This is a genomic window from Streptomyces sp. NPDC097595, from assembly GCF_044761525.1.
Lineage (GTDB): Bacteria > Actinomycetota > Actinomycetes > Streptomycetales > Streptomycetaceae > Streptomyces > Streptomyces drozdowiczii_A.
In genome coordinates this window covers 352,353-374,376 of sequence record NZ_JBIWCN010000002.1, presented here as the reverse complement: position 1 = coordinate 374,376, position 22,024 = coordinate 352,353, and the positions used below count along the sequence as shown (strand labels likewise).

Annotated in this window: 20 protein-coding genes and 5 tRNA genes; 9 read left to right on the top strand and 16 right to left on the bottom strand. The window is 70.4% G+C overall.

Annotated features, from left to right (window positions below; translation table 11 throughout):
• Positions 1–44 precede the first annotated feature (44 nt).
• The 4 genes from ACIQZN_RS04305 to leuC form a co-directional block, all read right to left on the bottom strand.
• On the bottom strand, positions 45–713 hold the full coding sequence (locus ACIQZN_RS04305) for an HU family DNA-binding protein (protein ID WP_403988226.1): 669 nt from the start codon (positions 711–713) through the stop codon (positions 45–47).
• Positions 714–855: 142 nt separating this feature from the next.
• Positions 856–1,083: a hypothetical protein gene (locus ACIQZN_RS04300; RefSeq protein ID WP_018102425.1), complete on the bottom strand. Its 228-nt coding sequence runs from the start codon at positions 1,081–1,083 to the stop codon at positions 856–858.
• A gap of 104 nt (positions 1,084–1,187) precedes the next feature.
• Positions 1,188–1,781 (bottom strand): 3-isopropylmalate dehydratase small subunit, encoded by a 594-nt coding sequence (leuD, locus tag ACIQZN_RS04295; protein ID WP_403988224.1) that lies wholly within the window; start codon positions 1,779–1,781, stop codon positions 1,188–1,190.
• Positions 1,782–1,786: 5 nt separating this feature from the next.
• Positions 1,787–3,211: a 3-isopropylmalate dehydratase large subunit gene (gene leuC, locus ACIQZN_RS04290; RefSeq protein ID WP_403988222.1), complete on the bottom strand. Its 1,425-nt coding sequence runs from the start codon at positions 3,209–3,211 to the stop codon at positions 1,787–1,789.
• Between the two features lie 174 nt (positions 3,212–3,385).
• Here leuC and ndgR point away from each other — a divergent pair, with 174 nt between their 5' ends.
• Positions 3,386–4,102 carry an IclR family transcriptional regulator NdgR gene (gene ndgR, locus ACIQZN_RS04285; RefSeq protein WP_026237628.1) on the top strand — a complete coding sequence of 239 codons (717 nt, stop codon included), beginning with the start codon at positions 3,386–3,388 and terminating at the stop codon, positions 4,100–4,102.
• Positions 4,103–4,178: 76 nt separating this feature from the next.
• Here the strand turns inward: ndgR and ACIQZN_RS04280 are convergent, their stop codons facing one another.
• The 10 genes from ACIQZN_RS04280 to ACIQZN_RS04235 all read right to left on the bottom strand — a co-directional run bounded on the left by ACIQZN_RS04280 (position 4,179) and on the right by ACIQZN_RS04235 (position 8,644).
• Complete coding sequence (locus ACIQZN_RS04280) at positions 4,179–4,418, bottom strand: monooxygenase family protein (RefSeq protein WP_403988219.1); 240 nt, start codon at positions 4,416–4,418, stop codon at positions 4,179–4,181.
• Between the two features lie 118 nt (positions 4,419–4,536).
• A tRNA-Glu gene (locus ACIQZN_RS04275) sits at positions 4,537–4,609 on the bottom strand.
• Positions 4,610–4,636: 27 nt separating this feature from the next.
• Positions 4,637–4,708 (bottom strand) — tRNA-Gln (locus ACIQZN_RS04270).
• 12 nt (positions 4,709–4,720) lie between these two features.
• Positions 4,721–4,793, bottom strand: a tRNA-Glu gene (locus ACIQZN_RS04265).
• A 60-nt stretch (positions 4,794–4,853) separates the two neighbouring features.
• A tRNA-Glu gene (locus ACIQZN_RS04260) sits at positions 4,854–4,926 on the bottom strand.
• Positions 4,927–4,953: 27 nt separating this feature from the next.
• Positions 4,954–5,025 (bottom strand) — tRNA-Gln (locus ACIQZN_RS04255).
• 85 nt (positions 5,026–5,110) lie between these two features.
• Positions 5,111–5,830: an HAD family hydrolase gene (locus ACIQZN_RS04250; RefSeq protein ID WP_403988217.1), complete on the bottom strand. Its 720-nt coding sequence runs from the start codon at positions 5,828–5,830 to the stop codon at positions 5,111–5,113.
• Between the two features lie 91 nt (positions 5,831–5,921).
• Positions 5,922–7,433, bottom strand: a complete 1,512-nt coding sequence (gene gltX / locus ACIQZN_RS04245) for a glutamate--tRNA ligase (RefSeq protein ID WP_403988215.1) — start codon at positions 7,431–7,433, stop codon at positions 5,922–5,924.
• A complete protein-coding gene (locus ACIQZN_RS04240; RefSeq protein ID WP_329029144.1) occupies positions 7,426–8,202 on the bottom strand; it encodes a fumarylacetoacetate hydrolase family protein in 777 nt (258 codons plus the stop codon). Before ACIQZN_RS04240 ends, gltX begins: the two co-directional genes overlap by 8 nt.
• Before the next feature lie 253 nt (positions 8,203–8,455).
• On the bottom strand, positions 8,456–8,644 hold the full coding sequence (locus ACIQZN_RS04235; protein ID WP_403988213.1) for a hypothetical protein: 189 nt from the start codon (positions 8,642–8,644) through the stop codon (positions 8,456–8,458).
• Between the two features lie 582 nt (positions 8,645–9,226).
• Between ACIQZN_RS04235 and ACIQZN_RS04230 the strand changes: the two genes are divergently transcribed.
• The 8 genes from ACIQZN_RS04230 to ACIQZN_RS04195 all read left to right on the top strand — a co-directional run bounded on the left by ACIQZN_RS04230 (position 9,227) and on the right by ACIQZN_RS04195 (position 19,920).
• Positions 9,227–13,099: a nitrate- and nitrite sensing domain-containing protein gene (locus ACIQZN_RS04230; protein ID WP_403988211.1), complete on the top strand. Its 3,873-nt coding sequence runs from the start codon at positions 9,227–9,229 to the stop codon at positions 13,097–13,099.
• A gap of 9 nt (positions 13,100–13,108) precedes the next feature.
• Positions 13,109–13,522: a roadblock/LC7 domain-containing protein gene (locus ACIQZN_RS04225; RefSeq protein WP_006127850.1), complete on the top strand. Its 414-nt coding sequence runs from the start codon at positions 13,109–13,111 to the stop codon at positions 13,520–13,522.
• Positions 13,523–13,649: 127 nt separating this feature from the next.
• On the top strand, positions 13,650–14,057 hold the full coding sequence (locus ACIQZN_RS04220) for a DUF742 domain-containing protein (RefSeq protein ID WP_018521347.1): 408 nt from the start codon (positions 13,650–13,652) through the stop codon (positions 14,055–14,057).
• On the top strand, positions 14,038–14,622 hold the full coding sequence (locus ACIQZN_RS04215) for an ATP/GTP-binding protein (protein ID WP_028444348.1): 585 nt from the start codon (positions 14,038–14,040) through the stop codon (positions 14,620–14,622). The genes ACIQZN_RS04220 and ACIQZN_RS04215 overlap by 20 nt, the downstream gene beginning before the upstream one ends.
• Positions 14,623–14,969: 347 nt before the next feature.
• Complete coding sequence (locus ACIQZN_RS04210) at positions 14,970–18,185, top strand: nitrate- and nitrite sensing domain-containing protein (RefSeq protein ID WP_403988208.1); 3,216 nt, start codon at positions 14,970–14,972, stop codon at positions 18,183–18,185.
• Between the two features lie 10 nt (positions 18,186–18,195).
• Positions 18,196–18,609, top strand: coding sequence for a roadblock/LC7 domain-containing protein (locus tag ACIQZN_RS04205; protein ID WP_018102439.1), 414 nt, complete (start codon positions 18,196–18,198; stop codon positions 18,607–18,609).
• Between the two features lie 98 nt (positions 18,610–18,707).
• Entirely contained in the window at positions 18,708–19,358 is a 651-nt protein-coding gene (locus ACIQZN_RS04200; RefSeq protein WP_403988206.1) for a DUF742 domain-containing protein, read from the top strand.
• The gene (locus tag ACIQZN_RS04195; RefSeq protein WP_014048542.1) at positions 19,339–19,920 is read left to right on the top strand and encodes an ATP/GTP-binding protein; all 582 of its coding nucleotides are present in this window, start codon (positions 19,339–19,341) and stop codon (positions 19,918–19,920) included. The genes ACIQZN_RS04200 and ACIQZN_RS04195 overlap by 20 nt, the downstream gene beginning before the upstream one ends.
• Before the next feature lie 147 nt (positions 19,921–20,067).
• Here the strand turns inward: ACIQZN_RS04195 and ACIQZN_RS04190 are convergent, their stop codons facing one another.
• Together ACIQZN_RS04190 and ACIQZN_RS04185 are read right to left on the bottom strand one after the other, a co-directional pair.
• The gene (locus ACIQZN_RS04190; protein WP_403988204.1) at positions 20,068–20,271 is read right to left on the bottom strand and encodes an acyl-CoA carboxylase subunit epsilon; all 204 of its coding nucleotides are present in this window, start codon (positions 20,269–20,271) and stop codon (positions 20,068–20,070) included.
• A gap of 18 nt (positions 20,272–20,289) precedes the next feature.
• Positions 20,290–21,873, bottom strand: coding sequence for an acyl-CoA carboxylase subunit beta (locus ACIQZN_RS04185; protein WP_403988202.1), 1,584 nt, complete (start codon positions 21,871–21,873; stop codon positions 20,290–20,292).
• Positions 21,874–22,024 lie beyond the last annotated feature (151 nt).

Sequence of the window (22,024 nt, the reverse complement as noted above, 5' to 3'; positions counted from 1 at the left end):
GGGGAGCCCGGCCCGGCGCGTGTGGGGGCCTGTACGGCCCGGTCTCACTTCTTGCGCGCGGTGGCCTTCTTGGCCGTGGTCTTGCGCGCGGTGGTCTTCTTCGCGGGCGCCTTCTTCGCCGTGGTCTTCTTGGCGGGCGCGGTCTTGGCGGCGGTGGTCTTCTTGGCCGCCGTCGACTTCGCGGCCGCCGGGGTGGCCTTCTTCGCGGCGGACGTCGTCGTCTTCTTCGCCGGCGACGCCTTCGTCGCGGTGGTCTTCTTGGCCGCGGCGGTGGTCTTCTTCGCCGGGGTGGCCTTCTTGGCGGTGGCCTTCTTCGCCACGGCCTTCTTCGCGGTGGCCTTCTTGGCGGCGGCCTTGGCCGTCGTACGGGTGGAAGAACCGCCCGAGAGGCTGCCCTTGGGGGCCTTCTTCACGGCCACGTCGTTCTTGGGGAGCTTCTTGGAGCCGCTGACCAGGTCCTTGAAGCCCTGGCCCGCGCGGAAGCGGGGCACCGAGGTCTTCTTGACCCGCACGCGCTCACCCGTCTGCGGGTTGCGCGCGTAGCGGGCGGGGCGGTCGACCTTCTCGAACGAGCCGAAGCCGGTGACCGAGACCCGGTCCCCCGCGACAACCGCACGGACGATCGCGTCGAGCACCGCGTCGACGGCGTCCGCGGCCTGCTGCCGGCCGCCGACCTTGTCGGCAATCGCTTCTACGAGCTGCGCCTTGTTCACGTCTTCCCCTTCGGAGACATTGCCGGAACGAATCTGTCCGGCTTTTTCGCACGTTAGGCAGATATATACCGCAAATCAAACACGAAACGGGCTAATCACCCTAGTGCCGCAACGAAGTCGACCGCCGCGCAGTTCTGCGGAGTCAGTCACCTTCGGGGAATCGGCCCTCGTCGAGGTCCTTCATCAACCGGTCCAGACGCCTTGCCGCGCCCGGGAGATCGTGCTTCGCCGTGGCCGTGACGACCAACAGCTTCCGGTTCAACGCCATCCTTACGCCGTCCGGGACTTGCAGTGCGCGCACCCGGGAGTGCGCTTCCTTCAATTGGTCGGCGACTTGGCCGTAAATCTTGAGTTGGCTGTCGCGTTCCATGCACCGATTGTGCCATCTGGGGCGAGTTGTCGCCCGACGGGGTCCCAACAAACGACTGCACCCCCTACCAGAAGGCAGGGGGTGCAGTCCTGAAAACGCGCTGATCAGGCCGGAATTGTGCGGGGCTTGTAGGCCGGCCGGGCCGCCTCGTAAGCCGCGATGTCGGCTTCGTTCTGAAGGGTGAGGCTGATGTCGTCCAGGCCGTTCAGCAGCCGCCAGCGGGCGTTCTCGTCCAGCTCGAAGTCGGCGGTGATGCCCTCGGCGCGGACCTGCCGGGCCTCCAGGTCGACCGTCACCTCGGCCGTCGGGTCCGCCTCCGTCAGCTCCCAGAGGGCGTCGACCGTCTTCTGGTCCAGGACCACGGTCAGCAGACCGTTCTTCAGCGAGTTGCCGCGGAAGATGTCGGCGAACCGGGAGGAGACGACGGCCTTGAAGCCGTAGTTCTGCAGCGCCCAGACGGCGTGCTCGCGGGAGGAGCCGGTGCCGAAGTCGGGGCCGGCCACCAGGACCGACGCGCCCTGGCGCTCGGGGCGGTTGAGGACGAAGGTCTCGTCCTTGCGCCACGCCTCGAAGAGGCCGTCCTCGAAGCCGTCCCGGGTGACCTTCTTGAGCCAGTGGGCGGGGATGATCTGGTCGGTGTCGACGTTGCTGCGGCGCAGCGGGACGGCCCGGCCGGTGTGTGCGGTGAAAGCTTCCATGATTCTCAGACTCCGGCGGGCGTGCGGTCGTCGGTCAGGTCGGCGGGCGAGGCCAGATGGCCCAGCACCGCGGTGGCGGCGGCCACCTGCGGGGAGACCAGGTGGGTACGGCCGCCCTTGCCCTGCCGCCCCTCGAAGTTGCGGTTCGAGGTGGAGGCGGAGCGCTCGCCGGGGGCCAGCTGGTCGGGGTTCATGCCGAGGCACATCGAGCAGCCCGCGTGCCGCCATTCGGCGCCGGCGGCGGTGAAGACCTTGTCCAGGCCCTCGTCGACCGCCTGGAGGGCGACCCGGACGGAGCCCGGGACGACCAGCATCCGTACGCCGTCGGCGACTTTGCGGCCGTCCAGGATCGCGGCGGCGTTGCGCAGGTCCTCGATGCGGCCGTTGGTGCAGGAGCCTACGAAGACCGTGTCCACGCTGATCTCGCGCAGCGGCTGGCCCGCGGTCAACCCCATGTACTCCAGGGCCTTTTCGGCGGCGTTGCGCTCCGAGGCGTCCTCGTACGAAGCCGGGTCGGGGACGTTGGCCGACAGGGGCGCGCCCTGGCCGGGGTTGGTGCCCCAGGTGACGAACGGCGCCAGCTCGGCGGCCTCGATGACCACCTCGGCGTCGAAGACCGCGTCGTCGTCGGTGCGCAGCGTCTTCCAGTACGCGACGGCGGCGTCCCAGTCCTCGCCCTGCGGGGCGTGGTCGCGGCCCCGCAGGTAGTCGAAGGTGGTCTGGTCGGGGGCGATCATGCCCGCCCGCGCGCCGGCCTCGATCGACATGTTGCAGATGGTCATCCGGGCCTCCATCGAGAGCTTCTCGATGGCGGAGCCGCGGTATTCGAGGATGTAGCCCTGGCCGCCGCCGGTGCCGATGCGGGCGATGATCGCCAGGATCAGGTCCTTGGCGGTGACGGCGTCGGGCAGTTCGCCCTCGACGGTGATCGCCATCGTCTTCGGGCGGGCCAGCGGCAGCGTCTGGGTGGCCAGCACGTGCTCGACCTGGCTGGTGCCGATGCCGAACGCGAGGGCGCCGAACGCACCGTGCGTGGAGGTGTGGGAGTCGCCGCAGACCACGGTGGTGCCGGGCTGGGTCAGGCCCAGCTGCGGGCCGACCACGTGCACGACTCCCTGCTCGACGTCGCCCAGCGGGTGCAGCCGGACGCCGAACTCCGCGCAGTTCTTCCGCAGCGTCTCCAGCTGGGCGCGGGAGACCGGGTCGGCGATCGGCTTGTCGATGTCGAGGGTCGGGGTGTTGTGGTCCTCGGTGGCGATGGTGAGGTCGAGCCGCCGCACCGGGCGCCCGGCCTGCCGCAGGCCGTCGAACGCCTGGGGACTGGTCACCTCGTGCAGCAGGTGCAGATCGATGAAGAGGAGGTCGGGCTCGCCCTCGGCGCGCCGGACGACATGGTCGTCCCAAACCTTCTCCGCGAGTGTCCTACCCATCGCTTTCCCTCCGGCCGGCGTCATCGCCGGCCCAACTAGAGATTCGGTGCGCCCCCGTCCGGACCCCCGTGCGGGGCGGTGGCTACGGGCCGTTGTGGGGCCGCTGGTACAGGTTCGCAACTTCCCGGGAAAATTGAACTTGCGTTTCACAGAGTGAGACGCGAGTATCGTCGTATGGACAACTCTAGCGGCGTCGGCGTTCTCGACAAGGCGGCTCTGGTATTGAGCGCCCTGGAGTCCGGGCCGGCCACCCTCGCCGGGCTGGTCGCGGCGACCGGGCTCGCACGACCCACGGCCCACCGGCTGGCCGTGGCACTGGAACACCACCGGATGGTGGCGAGGGACATGCAGGGCCGGTTCATTCTCGGCCCCCGGCTCTCCGAGCTGGCGGCGGCGGCCGGTGAGGACCGCCTGCTGGCCACGGCGGGGCCGGTGCTCACGCATCTGCGCGACATCACCGGCGAGAGCGCCCAGCTCTACCGGCGCCAGGGCGACATGCGCATCTGCGTGGCTGCGGCGGAGCGGCTGTCCGGACTGCGGGACACCGTGCCGGTCGGCTCCACGCTCACCATGAAGGCCGGCTCGTCCGCGCAGATCCTGATGGCCTGGGAGGAGCCGGAGCGGCTGCACCGCGGCCTCCAGGGCGCCCGCTTCACGGCGACGGCGCTCTCCGGCGTACGGCGGCGCGGCTGGGCCCAGTCGATCGGTGAGCGCGAGCCGGGCGTGGCCTCGGTCTCCGCCCCGGTGCGCGGCCCGTCGAACCGCGTGGTCGCCGCGGTCTCGGTCTCCGGACCGATCGAGCGGCTGACCCGCCACCCGGGCCGGATGCACGCCCAGGCGGTCATCGACTCGGCCGCCCGGCTGAGCGAGGCGCTGCGCCGCAGCGGCTGAGCCCCGGCCGCGCCTCCTCCCCTCCCCCGAGGCCGCCCCAGCGTCGTGGCGGCCCCCTTCTCAGCCCCTCACCGCTTCACTCGGCGCCGGAAGCGCCCGACCGGTGCGCGAGCCGGTCCGCCGCCCGGCGGCCCCGCCCCCCGATCGGCAGCGACCCGGTCGCCGCGGCCAGTCCGTACGCCGGCATGTCGGCGTAGATGGACTCGTAGCCGCCCTCGGGCACGATGTAGGTCTCATGCCACAGCCCCACCCTGAAGTGGTTGATCCGCATGCCGATCAACAGGACGACGACATCGCCCTCGGCTGCGGCGGTCAAGTACTACCTGCGCGAGGGCCTGTTGCCGCACGGGCCGGAGCCGGACGAGGAGGCCCCGTGCCGCGTACAAGCGAAAGGCCCCTCACCGGAGTGAAGGGCCTTCGCCTCGTGCCTGTTGTACCCCCGACCGGATTCGAACCGGCGCTACTGCCGTGAGAGGGCAGCGTGCTAGGCCGCTACACAACGGGGGCTTGTTCTACAACGTGCTCTGTACTGCGCTGGGCTACCAGGACTCGAACCTAGAATGACGGTACCAGAAACCGTAGTGTTGCCAATTACACCATAGCCCATGGTGTTGCAAGTACCCCCGACCGGATTCGAACCGGCGCTACTGCCGTGAGAGGGCAGCGTGCTAGGCCGCTACACAACGGGGGCCCTAGCGATCCTGCATCGAGACCGTGGGTGCGACCCAGGTGATCTCGCGGGAAGGATCTGTACCCCCGACCGGATTCGAACCGGCGCTACTGCCGTGAGAGGGCAGCGTGCTAGGCCGCTACACAACGGGGGCTTGTCCTGCGATTTGCTCTGTACTGCGCTGGGCTACCAGGACTCGAACCTAGAATGACGGTACCAGAAACCGTAGTGTTGCCAATTACACCATAGCCCACTGAAACGCAACCCCTTGGGGCCTTGTTCCTGTCTGCGCTTCCCGGCCGGATCTTTCGGCCCGCTCGGGCGGCGCAGGAAGAACATTACCCGAAGGTGTCCGACGCTCCAAAACGGGTATCGCCCGCCAGCAGCCCCGGCAACTGGTCGAGCCCCGTGATCCGGACCAGCTCGGGCCGCCCTCCCCTGCCGCGCCGGTCCAGCCACACGGCCGCGAGGCCGGCGGCGGTCGCCCCGGCGGCGTCGATGTCGGGTTCGTCCCCGACGTACAGCACCTCGTGCGCGTCGAGTCCCAACGCCTCGCAGGAGGCGAGGAAGGCCCCGGGGGCCGGCTTCGAGACGCCCAGCTCCGCCGCGCACAGCAGGGACTCGAACCGGTCGCGCACCCCGAGCACGGTCAGCTTCTGGTGCTGCTGTTCCTGGGCCGAGTTGGAGAGCACGGCGTGCCGGTACGTCCCCGCCAGGGCGTCGAGCGCCGGGACGGTGTCCGGGAAGAGGGCCCAGGCGGACTCGTAGTGGGAGGCGTGACGATCGAACCAGGCGTCGGCCTCGTCGTCATCCAGCTCCCGCCCGAGGAACTCCCTGGCCCGGCCCCGCCGCTGCCCCTGCCAGTCGGTCTCCCCGGCGGAATACCGCGCCCAGTGCCGCTGCGAGACCCCCTGCCACGCCTCGACGGCCGCGTCGGGCGTGGCGTGCCCCGGAGGCAGCCCCTCCGCCGCGAGATGCCGGGCCATGCCGGTGGCGGCGGCCGTCGTGTGGTCGAAGATGGTGTCGTCGATGTCCCAGAGGACGGCTCTGATGGGCATGGCCCGACTCTACGCGGAGCCCCGGACAGCGGGACGGGCCCGGCGGCCGCGCTGTGCGGCTGCCGGGCCCGTCCCGTGCGTCGGTCGTGCGTTACGCGGTCAGCTTGGCCAGGGCCGCGTCGATGCGGGCGATCGTCTTCTCGCGGCCCAGGATCTCCAGGGACTCGAAGAGGGGGAGGCCGATCGTGCGGCCGGTGACGGCCACCCGGACCGGGGCCTGGGCCTTGCCGAGCTTCAGGCCGTGCTGCTCGCCGGCGGCGAGGACGGCGGCCTTGAGGGCCTCCGCGTTCCAGTCGGCGGCGATGAGCTCGGCGCGGGCGGTGACGAGGAGGGCGTCGGAGCCTTCCTTCATCGCCTTGGCCCAGGACGCCTCGTCGTGCACCGGCTCGTCGAGGAACAGGAAGTCCACGTTGGCGGTGATCTCGGAGAGCACCGTGACCCGGGTCTGGGCGTGCGGGGCGATCTCGGCGAAGACCGCCGCGTCGAAGGACTCCGGGGCCCAGGGGGCGAACGGCGCCTGGAGCCACGGGCCGCACGCCTCGGTGAAGGTCTTCACGTCGAGCCGGCGGATGTGCTCCGCGTTGATGTGCTCGCACTTCTTGAGGTCGAAGCGGGCCGGGTTGGCGTTGACGTCCTTGATGTCGAAGGCGGCGACCATCTCGTCGATGTCGAAGATGTCGCGGTCCTCGGCGATCGACCAGCCCAGCAGCGAGAGGTAGTTGAGAAGCCCCTCGCGGACGAAGCCGCGCTCGCGGTAGAGGTTGAGCGAGGCCTGCGGGTCGCGCTTGGACAGCTTCTTGTTGCCCTCGCCCATCACGTACGGCAGGTGCCCGAAGGCGGGGGTGTCCTTGGCGACGCCCAGCTCGATGAGCGCCCGGTACAGGGCGATCTGGCGCGGGGTGGAGGAGAGCAGGTCCTCGCCGCGCAGGACGTGGGTGATCTCCATCAGCGCGTCGTCCACCGGGTTGACCAGCGTGTAGAGCGGGGCGCCGTTGGCGCGGACGATGCCGTAGTCCGGGACGTTCTCCGGCTGGACGGTGATGTCGCCGCGGACCAGGTCCGTGAAGGTGATGGCCTCGTCGGGCATCCGGAAGCGGACGATCGACGTGCGGCCCTCGGCCTCGTACGCGGCCTTCCGCTCGGCGGTCAGCTCGCGGCAGTGGCCGTCGTAGCCGGACGGGCGGCCGGCGGCGCGGGCGGCGTCGCGGCGGGTGTCCAGCTCCTCCGTGGTGCAGTAGCAGTGGTACGCGTAACCGCCGGCGAGCAGCCTCTCGGCGACGTCCTGGTAGATGTCCATCCGCTGCGACTGGCGGTACGGGGCGTGCGGGCCGCCCACCTCGGGGCCCTCGTCCCAGTCCAGGCCGAGCCAGCGCATCGCGTCGAGGAGCTGCTCGTACGACTCCTCGGAGTCGCGCGCCGCGTCGGTGTCCTCGATGCGGAAGACCAGGGTGCCCTGGTGGTGCCGGGCGAAGGCCCAGTTGAAGAGGGCCGTCCGGACCAGGCCGACGTGCGGATTACCGGTCGGGGAGGGACAGAAACGTACACGGTGGGGCCTCCCCTGGTCGAGCGAAGTCGAGAGCTTGGGGAAAGGTGCGTTAGCCACGCTTGATCACCTTGTTGGTGAGAGTGCCGATGCCTTCGATGGTGACGGCGACCTCGTCGCCGACATGGAGGGGTCCGACCCCCGCGGGAGTGCCGGTGAGGATCACGTCGCCCGGAAGCAGCGTCATGGCTTCCGTGATGTGGACGACCAGGTCCTCGATGGACCGGATCATGTCGCTCGTCCGGCCGAGCTGGCGCTGCTCGCCGTTGACCGTGGCCTGGATGGCGAGGTCGCTGGGGTCGAGGTCGGTCTCCACCCAGGGGCCGAGGGGGCAGGAGGTGTCGAAGCCCTTGGCCCGGGCCCACTGCTTCTCCCGCTTCTGGGCGTCGCGGGCGGTGACGTCGTTGGCGCAGGTGTAGCCGAAGATGACGTCCTTGACCCGCTCGCGCGGCACTTCGCGGCACATCCGGCCGATGACCACGGCCAGCTCGGCCTCGTGGTGGACCTCGTCGGAGAAGGAGGGGTACTCGATGGCGTCGCCGGAGCCGATCACCGAGGTGGTGGGCTTGAAGAAGGCGACGGGGACGTCGGGGACCTCGTTGCCGAGTTCGGCGGCGTGCTCCGCGTAGTTGCGGCCGATGGCCACGACCTTGTTGGGGAGCACGGGCGGCAGCAGCCGCACCTTGTTCAGCGGGACCTTGGTCCCGGAGAGCTCGAACTCGGAGTACGGGATGCCCTTGATGATGTCGAGGACGAGACCGTCGGGCCCGTCGCCCTCGACCGCGCCGAAGGCGACATTGCCGTCGATGGAGAACCTGGCGATGCGCACGGGTTGCTGTCGCCCCTCACTGCTTGCTGGGTGCCTGGAAAAGACTGACGCTCCAGGCTAGCGCTTCGCCCGGCGGGTATTGCCCGTAAAGGAGCGTCGTCCGGCGCGTGCGATCGCAAGGCGGCCGGAAGTCCTTGTAGCGGAGCTACCAGGGCTTTTGGCCAACGCGGCGAGCGCGCGTGCTGGGCGGCGCGACGGGGCAATACCCGCCGGGCGAAGCGCCCACGCGCATGAGGGGCGCTCCCGTGCGGGATTACTCCGCGGCGGCGGGGACGGCGGCGGGGGCCGTCATCAGGATCGTGCGGCGCGGGTTGGCGGTCTGCGTCGGCAGCTGGACCGCGTGCTCCGGGAGTTCCACCGTCTTCAGCGCCTCGGCGTTCGCGAGGTGCGCCAGCGTGGTGCGGCGGGGGTTGGCGAGGATGCGGAGCGGAGTCGTGTTCATCTGCCGTACGGCCCTGTCGTCGGGGCGCCGCCCGTACGAGAGGGGGCGCCGGTTGTCGGTTCTGCCATCCCAGTAAAGCGTCAGGCTAAACATGCAATTCCCTCCGGTGGCCCGGAAAAGACGGCGATCTTCATGTGAGTTTGCTCACGAGCACCGGGACAATCGCCCCAATGTGGACACACCGCCGGGGCCTTCGAAACGGACATGTCACCCCTGAACCATCCATTCCGCTCCTGATCATGGCGACTGGGACACCCCTCACCCCGTTCGGACTCACCCCCAATGGTCCGGATTGTCCGCGAACCGCCTCCACCGCTTGTTACGTACCCATCACACGGTGTCACGCAGGTCACAGCCCGGTACCTGGCCCTTGTTGGAGATCCAGCACTGTGCTGAAATTCCACGCACCGCCGCGGGTTTCAAGCCGGCGCGCAGGGGCGCAACGCAGCGCCGAGTGGCGGCGGGAAGGGGAAGAGCGCCGGTCACTCACGACCACCATGGGGCGGGACTACGCCCCACTACGCCGACACCGTTTTCTCCGTTCACGACGGAGGAACGCCTGGTCCAGAGGTTGCGACGCTAGTGCAGGGACGTTTCAAGAGGGATGGCAGCGCTGCGGCGGAACAGGAGCCGCGCGGCGGGACCGACCGCGGTTCCTCGCCCCAGCACGCCCAGAACCCCGGATCGGCCGCGGCCGGTGACCAAGGTGACCGCGACCGCCGCCCCGGCGCCGCTCCGTCCGGCGGCGAGCCCGAGCAGGCCGCCGCGCCCAAGCCCCGGGGCCCCGTCAACACGGGCTCGCGGGTAGCTCTCCGCAACTGGCGCATCAGCACGCGCCTGGTGTCCCTGCTCGCCCTCCCCGTGGTCGCCGCGACCACCCTGGGTGGTCTGCGCATCAACGACTCCCTGAACGACATCCAGCAGCTGGAACACATGCAGCTGCTGACCGAGATGACGAAGCAGGCGACCTCGCTGGCGCAGGCGCTCCAGGAGGAGCGCGACCAGACGGCCGGTCCGCTGTCGAACAACGTGCCGGCGACCGACTTCAAGATCACCACGCCGCGGCAGAAGACCGACAAGGCGCAGCTGGCGTTCCTCGCGAGCACGAGCGAGATCGGCGACACCACGGGTGACGACACCCTGGAGAGCATCCACACCAGCATCCAGCAGATCGCCACGCGGCTCAGCTCCATCCGCGACACCCGCAAGCACGCGTACGAGAAGGGCAGTCCGGCCCTCCAGACGGTCGACGCCTACAGCCAGCTGATCACCTCGCTGCTGAGCCTGTCCCAGGACATGGCCCAGGCGACCAGCAGCCCCGAGATGATCAAGCGGACCCGTGCGCTGGCGGCGTTCTCCTCCGCCAAGGAGTACGCCTCGATCCAGCGCGCGATCATCGCCGCCGCGCTGCCCACCAGCGACGACAAGAAGCCCGACCTCGACCGCAACGACCAGCAGTTCGGCCTGGCCGCGCGGGGCAAGGAGGCGGCGGCCCTCACCTCCTTCGAGGCGATCTACACCTCCACCGGCGGCGACGCCGCGGAGCTGACCTCGACGCTGGACGAGGGCAACCCGGACATCAAGGCCGCGAACACGTACGCGCAGAAGATGCTGGAGAACCCGCTCGCCATGGGCGGCTCCAAGGCGCGCCGGTCGTACATGAACTGGTACGACCAGGACACCATCAAGATCAACACCATGAAGCGCATCGAGGAGACCCTCCTCAGCGACATGGAGGGCAAGGCGCGCGAGCTGCGCGAGGAGTCCCAGCGCGAGGCGATCATCTCCGGTGCGCTGATCCTGCTGGTGCTCGGTGTCTCGCTGGTCGGCGCCTTCGTCGTCGCCCGGTCCATGATCCGCTCGCTGCGCCGGCTCCAGGACACTGCGACCCGCGTCGCCCAGGACCGTCTGCCCGAGCTCGTCAAGCAGCTCTCCGAGTCCGACCCGCAGGACGTCGACACCTCGGTGGAGTCCGTCGGTGTGCACTCCCGCGACGAGATCGGCAAGGTGGCCGCGGCCTTCGACGACGTGCACCGCGAGGCGGTCCGTCTCGCCGCCGAGCAGGCCCTTCTGCGGGGCAACGTCAACGCGATGTTCACCAACCTCTCGCGCCGCTCGCAGGGCCTCATCCAGCGCCAGCTCTCGCTCATCTCCGAGCTGGAGTCGCGCGAGGCCGACCCGGACCAGCTGTCCTCGCTCTTCAAGCTCGACCACCTCGCGACCCGTATGCGCCGGAACGGCGAGAACCTCCTCGTCCTCGCCGGTGAGGAGCCGGGCCGCCGGTGGACCCGCCCCGTGCCGCTGGTCGACGTGCTCCGCGCCGCCGCGTCCGAGGTGGAGCAGTACGAGCGCATCGAACTGGCCGCGGTGCCCGCCACCGAGGTCGCGGGCCGGGTCGTCAACGACCTCGTGCACCTGCTCGCCGAGCTGCTGGAGAACGCCACCTCGTTCTCCTCGCCGCAGACGAAGGTCCGGGTCACCGGTCACGCTCTGCCCGACGGCCGGGTGCTGGTCGAGATCCACGACACCGGCATCGGGCTCTCCCCGGAGGACCTGGCCGCGATCAACGAGCGGCTGGCCTCGCCGCCCACCGTGGACGTCTCGGTCTCCCGCCGCATGGGCCTGTTCGTGGTCGGCCGGCTCTCCCTGCGCCACGGCATCCGCATCCAGCTGCGCCCCTCGGACTCCGGCGGCACCACCGCACTGGTCATGCTCCCGGTGGACGTCGCGCACGGTGGCCGGCAGCCGGCCCCGAAGCAGGCGCCCGGTCAGCAGTCCCCCGGCGGCCTGCTCTCCGGCGGCAACGACGCCCAGGGCGGACGCCCCGCCGCGGGCCCCGGCCCCCAGCGCGGCCAGGTCGGCGCCGGTGCCGGCCCCCGGGCCGCGCTGCCCGCCCGCGACGCCAACCGCCCGCAGAACCCGCAGAACCCGCAGGGCGGACCCGGCGCGCAGGACTCGGCGTTCCAGAACCCGCAGGGCCGCCCGGCCCAGGACGGCCCCCGTCAGGGCGGCGGCCTGGCCGGTGCGTTCGGCGGTGCCCGGCTCGGCGCCCGCGGTCAGGGCGACGGCGGTGCCGACGGCAACCGGCCCAGCCTCTTCGAACAGCGGCGCCCCGAGCAGAACGGCCCCGCCGCTCCGCAGGCCCCGCAGCCCCAGCAGGCCCGGTTCGACCAGGGCGGCCAGGGCGGTCAGGACGGGCGCAACGCCTTCGAGCCGCCGCGCGGTCCGGGGCGGGGCGAGCGTCAGCTGCCGCCGGTCAGCGGTCCCCGCGCCGAGCTGCCCGGTGGCTCCCCGGCCCCGAACCAGGCCCCGAACCAGGGTCAGGGCGGCGGCTTCCCCGCCCCGCAGCGCCCGCAGACGACGAGCTGGGGCACCGACGAGCCGGCCGCGCCCCGGCGCACCCCGCTCGACGCGCCGCGCGGTCACGAGGAGTCGGAGACCACGGGCCGCTTCCCGCAGCCGCAGGCGCCGCGTCTTCCGGCCGACGACCGCCAGGGGCCCGGCTCCACGGCGGAGTTCGCCCGGCCCGACTTCTCGGCGCCCGCGCCGAACGGACAGCAGCCCGGACTGCCGCAGGGCAACGCACCGCAGTACAACGGGCCGCAGGGCAACGCGCCGCAGTACAACGGGCAGGGCAACGCGCCGCAGTACAACGGACCGCAGCACAACGCGCCGCAGCCCGGTCTGCCGCAGCGCGGCGTACCGCAGCCCGGTCTGCCGCAGCGCGGCGTACCGCAGCCGAACGGCCCCCAGCACAACGGCGCGTACGGCAACGGCCCGCAGAACCCGGACGTGGCGAGCACCTCGCAGTTCGCCCGCCCGGACTTCGGCGGACCGCAGCAGCCGGCGCCCCAGCAGCGCGACCACCAGGACTTCGGCGCGCCGCGTCCGCCCATGGGCGGCCAGGCACCCGAGGCCCCGTACCGCCCGGTCCCGCCGCAGCAGCCGCAGCAGCCCGAGGCGCTGCCGCCGGCCGGGCCCGGCGACGGCCGCACCCCGCTGTACGACACGCTGGAGACCAACTGGTTCCGCGGTCCGCAGCCGGGTGTGCCGCAGCAGCCTCCGGCCGCCCCGGCGCAGGGTTTCCCGCAGCAGCCGGCGGCCCAGGAGCCGGTGGCCCCCGCGCCGCAGCGGACGCTCGGCGACAGCGGTGCGCAGAGCGCCTGGCGGGCGTCGCCGAACGATGAGATCGTCCGGCAGGCGGAGCGGGTGAAGAAGCCCGCGGCGGGCGGTATCACCACGTCCGGTCTGCCGCGCCGGGTCCCGCGCGCCAACCTGGTGCCGGGTACCGCCCAGCAGCAGAACAACCAGTCCGGTCCGCAGGTCTCGCGAGCGCCCGATGACGTGCGCGGGCGTCTGACCAACCTCCGCCGCGGCATCCAGCAGGGACGCCAGGCGGGCACCGGTCAGACGGACAGTTTCCCCCTCGGCCCCACTCACCAGCAGGAGCGTTAGTTGAGCCCGATGAGTCAGGCCGCACAGAATCTGAACTGGCTGATCACCAACTTCGTGGACAACACCCCAGGGGTGTCGCACACGGTGGTGGTCTCGGCGGACGGGCTGCTGCTGGCGATGTCCGAAGGTTTCCCGCGCGACCGCGCCGACCAGCTCGCGGCCGTCGCGTCCGGGCTGACCTCGCTGACCGCCGGCGCCTCCCGGATCTTCGAGGGCGGCGCCGTCAGCCAGACCGTGGTGGAGATGGAGCGGGGCTTCCTGTTCCTGATGTCCATCTCGGACGGCTCCTCGCTGGCCGTGCTGGCCCACCCGGACGCCGACATCGGTCTGGTCGGCTATGAGATGGCCCTGCTGGTGGACCGGGCGGGCACCGTCCTGACCCCGGACCTCCGTGCGGAGCTCCAGGGCAGCCTGCTCCACTAGGCGGCCGTGAACCAGTGACACAGACGATCAACCCGAAAACCGACCCTCGACCGTCCGGCCGCTTACAGCCCCCCACCGGCCCCTTCAGACGGCAAGCCGACACCCTGCTGTCACGCCCGGAGGATTCATGACCCCGCCACCCGCATCACCCGATCCGTACGGCGCGTCCAGCCACGCGTCGTACGAAGGTGAGGGCGACCAGCCCCTGGTCCGTCCGTACGCCATGACCGGTGGACGCACCCGGCCGCGCTATCAGCTAGCGATAGAAGCACTGGTCAGCACCACGGCCGATCCCGCGCATCTGGGGACCCTGCTTCCCGAGCATCAGCGGATCTGCCATCTGTGCCGCGAGGTCAAGTCGGTGGCCGAGGTCTCGGCCCTGCTGTCGATGCCCCTCGGCGTGGCGCGGATTCTCGTCGCGGACCTGGCGGAAGCCGGCATGGTGGCCATCCACCAGCCGGGCAATGGAGAGGCCGGCGGCGCGCCGGATGTGACACTGCTCGAAAGGGTGCTCAGTGGACTTCGCAAGCTCTAACGGCGGCGCGGCGACCCGGGCCACCACCTCGGCGAAGATCGTCGTGGCCGGTGGGTTCGGCGTGGGCAAGACCACGTTCGTCGGTGCCGTCTCGGAGATCAATCCGCTGCGCACCGAAGCCGTGATGACGTCCGCCTCGGCGGGCATCGACGACCTCACGCACACCGGTGGGAAGACCACCACCACGGTGGCGATGGACTTCGGCCGCATCACCCTGGACCAGGACCTGATCCTGTACCTCTTCGGTACGCCGGGCCAGGACCGCTTCTGGTTCATGTGGGACGACCTGGTACGCGGCGCGATCGGCGCCGTCGTCCTGGTGGACACCCGCCGCCTCGCCGACTGCTTCCCGGCCGTCGACTACTTCGAGAACAGTGGGCTGCCGTTCGTGATCGCCCTGAACGGGTTCGACGGGCACCAGCCGTACACGCCGGACGAGGTGCGCGAAGCGCTTCAGATCGGGCCCGACACGCCGATCATCACCACGGACGCGCGGCACCGCGCGGACGCGAAGAGCGGGCTGATCACGCTGGTGGAGCACGCTTTGATGGCCCGGCTCAAGTAGTCACAAGTCGGAAGTGGCATACGGCAGTTACCGTAGTCACACGGGGGCGGGCTGTGTCCTTTGACACGATCCGCCCCCGCCTTCATAACGTTTCGAAAGAGAATTACCCCGCGACCGACACCGGATGCGCACGGGCGGTGTCGCTGCGCTCACATGAGCCTCGCCTTTTGGCGGGGCTCGTTCTTTATGCCCGTTTTATCTGAGGCGTGAGCCACTCGGAATCGCCCATTCCGACTGTTTGGAACGCGGCCGTCAGCCGTGCTGCAATTCGACGAACTCCCGAGTAGTACGGCCCTGAACAAAACCCGGCACAGCGTAGGTGCCGACGCCGAGAGGTTGTTGGTCGAGTGAGGCGTAACAACGAGGGCTCCACGGCGCAGGCGGAGCGGGGCAACTTCACCCCGCCGTCACGTGCCGCGGCGCCGTCCGCCGACGTGTCCGAAGGGGCACCGGCCGGTGGAAGCACCAGTCGGCTGTCGCCGCGCAACTGGCGGGTGCCCACCCGGCTGAACGCGATCCTCCTGATCCCGGTGCTGGTCGGCCTGGTCATGGGCGGCTTCCAGGTGAAGGGCTCGGTCAACACCTGGCAGGAGGCCCAGGACGCGGAGAAGACCGCGCTGATCGTGCGGGCCGCCGCCGAGTACGGGCAGGCGCTGCTCAACGAGCGCGACCTCACCGCCCAGCCGCTGCTGTCGAACAAGCGCGAGGACGAGGTCGTCTCGCAGACCCGCGCCACCACCGACGCGGCCGCCGCCAAGTTCGCCGAGGCCGTCAAGGGCATGCCGGCCAAGGAGGGCCTGGAGCGCCGCCTCAAGCTGTTCAAGCTGGAGGAGCCGAAGCTCCCGCAGCTGCGCAAGGCGGCCTATACCGCCGCCATGGACCCGGTGAAGACCGAAGAGGGCTACGTCCAGGTCCAGCACTCCCTGATGGAGTTCTGCAACGAACTGGGCCTCGGCACCGGCAACATCACCAGCTACGGCCGTACCGTCTACGCGATCGAGCTGGCCAAGGCTGCAGAATCGCTTCAGCGCTCCATCGGCATGCACCTCCTCGTCCGTCCCAGCAAGGAGGACGGCAAGTTCAACGACCAGGTCAAGGCGTTCGGCTCGTACAACTACCTGGAGCAGATCGCCCTCGGCGAGTTCACCTCCGGCGGTACGGAGGCCGACGCGGCCCGGCTCCGCAAGGTCATGGAGGCCAAGGCGGCCGCGGGCGCCGCCGAGCTGAAGGAGGCCAAGGAGAAGGCCGCCGCGGCCGGTGCGCCGTTCGTGGCACCGCCCTCCATCGACGGCTCGGTCTACGACGGTATGGCCAAGGAGATCGGCCTCGGCAAGGACCCGGACGAGCTGAAGGCCAAGGGGATCACCGCCGACACCTGGATGGCCGCCGCCACCGCCAAGTTCGACGGCTACACCACGGTCGAGAACGAGCTGGTCGAGAAGGCCGTGACCGAGGCGGCGGAGATCTCCTCCGACGCCCGCACCGACGCCATCGTCAACGCCTCGATCGTCATCGTCGCCCTGCTGGCCGCGTTCCTCCTGGCCGGGCTCATGGCCCGCCAGATGAGCCGCTCGATGCGCCGGCTGCGTACCGCCGCCTTCTCGATCGCCGAGCAGCGGCTGCCCTCGCTGGTCGACCAGCTCTCGCGCACCGACCCGGGCCGGGTCGACACCCGTGTGCAGCCCATCCCGATCACCTCGCAGGACGAGATCGGCGAGGTCGCACGCGCCTTCGACCAGGTCCACCGGGAAGCGGTCCGGCTCGCGGCCGAGCAGGCCATGCTCCGGGGCAACGTCAACGCGATCTTCACCAACCTCTCGCGCCGCAACCAGTCGCTCATCGAGGGCCAGCTGACCCTGATCACCGACCTGGAGAACAACGAGGCCGACCCGGACCAGCTGGAGAGCCTGTTCCGGCTCGACCACCTGGCGACCCGCATGCGGCGCAACGGCGAGAACCTCCTCGTCCTCGCCGGCGAGGAGCCCGGCCGCCGCTGGAACCAGCCGGTGCCGCTGGTGGACGTGTTGCGCGCCGCCTCCTCCGAGGTGGAGTCGTACGAGCGCATCGAGCTCTCCGGTGTCCCGGAGACCGAGATCCACGGCCAGTCCGTCACCGACCTCGTGCACCTGCTGGCCGAGCTGCTGGAGAACGCCACGACGTTCTCCTCGCCGCAGACCAAGGTCCGTGTCACCGCGACCCGGCTGCCCGACAGCCGCGTGATGATCGAGATCCACGACAAGGGCATCGGCCTCACCGCCGAGGACTTCGCGGACATCAACCACAAGCTGGCCAACCCGCCGACGGTGGACGCCGCCGTCTCGCAGCGCATGGGCCTGTTCGTGGTCGGCCGGCTCGCCGACCGGCACGGCATCCGCGTCCAGCTGCGCCCCTCGGGCGAGCAGGCCGGCACGACCTCGCTGGTCATGCTGCCGGACGCGATCACCCACGGTGGCGGCGGCGACGCGCCGGAGCAGGACGACTTCACCGTCTCCTCGATCATCCCGCAGCAGCAGGCGTTCGACGCGCTGCCGCACCAGCCGCAGCTGCGTACGGCCGCCGAACTCGGCTTCGACGACTCGCGTTACGACGAGGGCTCCGCGGACTCCGCCCAGCTCGACCCGGTGGGCCGCTCCCTGATGCGCGAGGAGCGCCGCGCGGCGCTGGAGGCCCAGGCCACCGGCGGCGAGCGCCAGGCGTTCCCGGAGCAGCCGGACCCGGCGGCTCAGCAGGCGCAGCCCGAGCAGGTCTACGCCGAGGGCGCGTACGGCCAGGACGCCTACGCCGGGAACGGTCAGGACGGCTACGCCGCCCAGCAGTACGAGGGCGGCTACGACCCGTACGCCGGTGCCACCGGCTATGCCGCCCAGCCCGCCTACGACGGCACCCAGGGCGGCTATCCGGAGGCGGCTTACGCGGCCCCCGAGGCGCCCGTGCAGGGCTACGACGAGCAGTACGCCGCCCAGCCCCAGCAGGAAGAGTGGGCAGATCAGGGCATGTACCAGGGCGGGTTCGAGCCGGTCGCCCAGGCGGAACCGGAATCTGCCGTGAGCGCTCCCGCCGAGCCGCAGGAGCGCGTAGGCTTCGAGCGTTCGGGCCCCGTCCCGAACACCGGCCACGATCTGACCGAAGCCGGTCTGCCGCGCCGGGGCGGCCAGCAGCACTGGCAGCCCACGGGCCGCGGGAACGGCCGGTCCGGTGGAGCGCAGGAGCGTCCGCAGCAGCAAGAACTGCCGCAGCGGCCGGTCCCGGCACAGCAGGCCGCCGACGGAAACGCCGGAAACGACGGCTCCGACGACTGGCGCTCGGCCAACGACGAGCGCTGGGAGCGGGCCGAACAGCTCCGGGAGCCGAAGGCGGGCGGGATAACCCCGTCCGGTCTTCCCCGGCGGGTGCCCAAGGCCAACCTGGTCGAGGGCACCGCCGAACAGACCCAGCAGGGCGGCCCCCAGGTCTCCCGCGCTCCGGAAGACGTGCGCGGCAGGCTGAGCAACCTGCGGCGCGGTGTCCTCCGGGGACGCAACGCGGGTACGGACACAAGTACTACCTACAACCAGGAGCGTTAGTGTGAGCCCGATGAGCCAGGCGGCGCAGAATCTGAACTGGTTGATCACCAACTTCGTGGACAACACCCCCGGGGTGTCGCACACGGTGGTGGTCTCCGCCGACGGACTCCTGCTGGCGATGTCCGAGGGATTCCCCCGGGACCGCGCGGACCAGCTGGCGGCGGTCGCCTCCGGTCTGACCTCGCTGACCGCCGGCGCCTCCCGGATCTTCGAGGGCGGTGCGGTGAATCAGACGGTTGTGGAGATGGAGCGAGGATTCCTCTTCATCATGTCCGTTTCCGACGGGTCGTCCTTGGCCGTTCTCGCGCACCCGGATGCCGACATCGGCCTCATCGGGTACGAAATGGCCCTTCTGGTCGACCGCGCGGGCAGCGTCCTCACCCCGGACCTCCGTGCCGAACTTCAGGGAAGTCTTCTTAACTAGTCTTATCCAGTAACCAGACAGTGCGTTTCGCGTCACCGCGCCATAGGGTGCGGTGGCGCGGTCCACTGGTATCGGGACCGGCAGGCGGAGGAGGAATCGTGGGTACACCCCCAGGCGGGCACCAGTACGACGGTGACCGGCACGTGCCGGGTGGGCACGGGGACGATCGTTTCAACTTCCCCTCCGCACCCGGCAGACAGGGCGCTCAGCAGCCTCAGCAGCCCTACCAGCCGTACGGGCAGGGCCAGTACGGCCAGTCGGGGCCCGGCTGGCCGCAGCAGGAGCCCCAGCAGCCCGCGCAGCAGCCGCACCATCCCCGGCGGCCCCACCGCCTCGACGGGCCGCAGCAGCCCCGGATCCAGCCGGTGCAGCCGCGGCGGGCTCCCGAGCCGGCGGCTCCGGCCGCGCACAATCCGCTGGTCCGTCCGTACGCCATGACAGGTGGACGGACCCGACCGCGCTACCAACTCGCCATTGAGGCGTTGGTCAGTACCACGGCTGATCCGTCCCGGCTGCAAGGGCAGTTGCCCGAGCACCAGCGGATCTGCCGGCTGTGCTTCGAGATCAAGTCGGTGGCCGAGATCTCGGCCCTCCTCTCGATCCCCCTCGGCGTGGCCCGGATTCTCGTTGCCGACCTGGCCGAGGCGGGACTCGTCGCTATCCACCAGCCCGGCGGCGACGAGTCCGCCGGCGGCCAGCCAGATGTGACACTGCTCGAAAGGGTGCTCAGTGGACTTCGCAAGCTCTAGCGGCGGAGCGGCCCGCTCCACTACCTCGGCGAAGATCGTGGTGGCAGGGGGCTTCGGCGTGGGTAAGACCACGTTTGTCGGTGCCGTGTCGGAGATCAATCCGCTGCGCACCGAAGCCGTGATGACGTCCGCCTCGGCGGGCATCGACGACCTGACGCACACGGGGGACAAGACCACCACGACGGTGGCGATGGACTTCGGCCGCATCACGCTCGACCAGGACCTGATCCTGTACCTCTTCGGTACGCCGGGTCAGGACCGGTTCTGGTTCATGTGGGACGACCTGGTGCGGGGTGCGATCGGCGCCGTCGTGCTGGTGGACACCCGCCGCCTCGCCGACTGCTTCCCGGCCGTCGACTACTTCGAGAACAGTGGGCTGCCGTTCGTGATCGCCCTGAACGGGTTCGACGGGCACCAGCCGTACACGCCGGACGAGGTGCGGGAGGCCCTTCAGATCGGGCCGGACACGCCGATTCTGACGACGGATGCGCGGCATCGGGCGGATGCGAAGAGTGCGTTGATCACGTTGGTGGAGCATGCGCTTATGGCGCGCCTGCGGTAGGTGTCTCCGGTACGCCGATGGCCCCGCACTCCTGGGAGTGCGGGGCCATCGGCGTTTTGCCGCTCGGCCTGGCGGCCTTGCTTGTCCTCAATCGCCGGACGGGCTTGATTTGGCCCGCCCGGCCTCGGAGTGCGCCTGCGGGCTTGTTCAGCCCTGCCAGCTGTGCGGGGCCCTGAAGCCCGGGGTGCGTTCCAGGCGGCGCCAGGCGGCCGTGTTGCGGACGCGGACCGGGGTGGTGGCGGGCTGGGCGGCGGCGCGGGCGAGGAGGACCGCGGTGATGGCGGCCAGTTCCTCGGGGTCCGCGAGGCCCTTCTCGACGCGCAGCACGGATTCGGCGGTGGCAGTGGTCATGAGTGGTGTCTCCGTCTTCTACTGCGGGGGGTTGCCGTGCTTGCGGGCCGGCAGGTCGGCGTGCTTGGTGCGGAGCATCGCGAGCGAGGCGATCAGGACCTCGCGCGTCTCGGCCGGGTCGATGACGTCGTCGACCAGGCCGCGCTCGGCGGCGTAGTAGGGGTGCATCAGCTCGGTCTTGTACTCCTTGACCATGCGGGTCCGCATGGCCTCGGGGTCCTCGGCCTCCGCGATCTGCCGGCGGAAGATGACGTTGGCGGCGCCCTCCGCGCCCATCACGGCGATCTCGTTGGTGGGCCAGGCGTAGGTGAGGTCCGCACCGATGGACTGGCTGTCCATGACGATGTAGGCGCCGCCGTACGCCTTGCGCAGGATCAGGGAGATCCGCGGCACCGTCGCGTTGCAGTACGCGTAGAGCAGCTTCGCGCCGTGCCGGATGATCCCACCGTGCTCCTGATCGACGCCGGGCAGGAAGCCGGGTACGTCCAGAAGAGTGATGATGGGGATGTTGAAGGCGTCACACATCTGGACGAATCGCGCGGCCTTCTCGGACGCCTCGATGTCCAGCACGCCGGCCAGGGCCTGGGGCTGGTTGGCGACGATGCCGACGACCTGGCCGTCCATCCGGGCCAGGGCGCAGATGATGTTGCGGGCCCAGCGCTCGTGGATCTCCAGGTAGTCGCCGTCGTCGACGAGCTCCTCGATGACCTTGTGCATGTCGTACGGGCGGTTGCCGTCGGCCGGGACCAGGTCCAGGAGGGCGTCGCCGCGCCGGTCCGCCGGGTCGTCGCTCGCCGCGGTGGGCGGGTTCTCCCGGTTGTTGGAGGGCAGCATCCCGATGAGGTACCGGACCTCGGCGATGCAGGTCTCCTCGTCGTCGTACGCGAAGTGCGCGACGCCCGAGGTCTCGGCGTGGACGTCCGCGCCGCCCAGGCCGTTCTGGGTGATCTCCTCGCCGGTGACCGCCTTGACGACGTCCGGACCGGTGATGAACATCTGCGAGGTCTCGCGGACCATGAACACGAAGTCGGTGAGGGCGGGGCTGTAGGCCGCGCCGCCCGCGCACGGGCCGAGCATCACACTGATCTGCGGGATGACCCCGGAGGCGCGCGTGTTGCGCTGGAAGATGCCTCCGTACCCGGCGAGCGCCGAGACGCCCTCCTGGATACGGGCGCCGGCGCCGTCGTTCAGGGACACCAGCGGCGCACCGGCCGAGATGGCCATGTCCATGATCTTGTGGATCTTCGTCGCGTGGGCCTCGCCCAGCGCCCCGCCGAAGATCCGGAAGTCATGCGCGTACACGAAGACCGTCCGGCCCTCGACCGTGCCCCAGCCGGTGATCACACCGTCGGTGTACGGCTTCTTCGCCTCCAGGCCGAAACCCGTCGCCCGGTGCCGCCGCAGCTGCTCGACCTCGTGGAAGGAACCCGGGTCGAGGAGGAGCTCGATGCGCTCGTGGGCGGTCAGCTTGCCCTTGGCGTGCTGCGCCTCGGTCGCCCGGTCACTGGGTCCGCGCCGGGCCTGCTCGCGCAGCGCCAGCAGTTCGGCCACACGGCCGCGGGTGTCGCTCGGCTCGCCCTGGGTTTCGTCCACAACGGTCATGTAACGACCCTACGAACCCCGCCAAGAAAATCGTGCCGTCGACTCCGTACAGTCTCCTGCCCGGTTTACTGGTGGAGCCTGACAGAAGCCCGGGCCCATGCAGGCGAAGTACCAGCCGGTACCGGGTTCCCCTTGTGGAGGTTCCACAAAG

What these genes read in the sequence shown, in the direction of transcription:
- ACIQZN_RS04300 (WP_018102425.1), bottom strand. Translation starts at nt 1,083, where the DNA reads ATGGAACGCGACAGCCAACTCAAGATTTACGGCCAAGTCGCCGACCAA.
- leuD (WP_403988224.1), bottom strand. Translation starts at nt 1,781, where the DNA reads ATGGAAGCTTTCACCGCACACACCGGCCGGGCCGTCCCGCTGCGCCGC.
- leuC (WP_403988222.1), bottom strand. Translation starts at nt 3,211, where the DNA reads ATGGGTAGGACACTCGCGGAGAAGGTTTGGGACGACCATGTCGTCCGG.
- ndgR (WP_026237628.1), top strand. Translation starts at nt 3,386, where the DNA reads ATGGACAACTCTAGCGGCGTCGGCGTTCTCGACAAGGCGGCTCTGGTA.
- ACIQZN_RS04250 (WP_403988217.1), bottom strand. Translation starts at nt 5,830, where the DNA reads ATGCCCATCAGAGCCGTCCTCTGGGACATCGACGACACCATCTTCGAC.
- ACIQZN_RS04235 (WP_403988213.1), bottom strand. Translation starts at nt 8,644, where the DNA reads ATGAACACGACTCCGCTCCGCATCCTCGCCAACCCCCGCCGCACCACG.
- ACIQZN_RS04225 (WP_006127850.1), top strand. Translation starts at nt 13,109, where the DNA reads ATGAGTCAGGCCGCACAGAATCTGAACTGGCTGATCACCAACTTCGTG.
- ACIQZN_RS04220 (WP_018521347.1), top strand. Translation starts at nt 13,650, where the DNA reads ATGACCCCGCCACCCGCATCACCCGATCCGTACGGCGCGTCCAGCCAC.
- ACIQZN_RS04205 (WP_018102439.1), top strand. Translation starts at nt 18,196, where the DNA reads ATGAGCCAGGCGGCGCAGAATCTGAACTGGTTGATCACCAACTTCGTG.
- ACIQZN_RS04190 (WP_403988204.1), bottom strand. Translation starts at nt 20,271, where the DNA reads ATGACCACTGCCACCGCCGAATCCGTGCTGCGCGTCGAGAAGGGCCTC.
- ACIQZN_RS04185 (WP_403988202.1), bottom strand. Translation starts at nt 21,873, where the DNA reads ATGACCGTTGTGGACGAAACCCAGGGCGAGCCGAGCGACACCCGCGGC.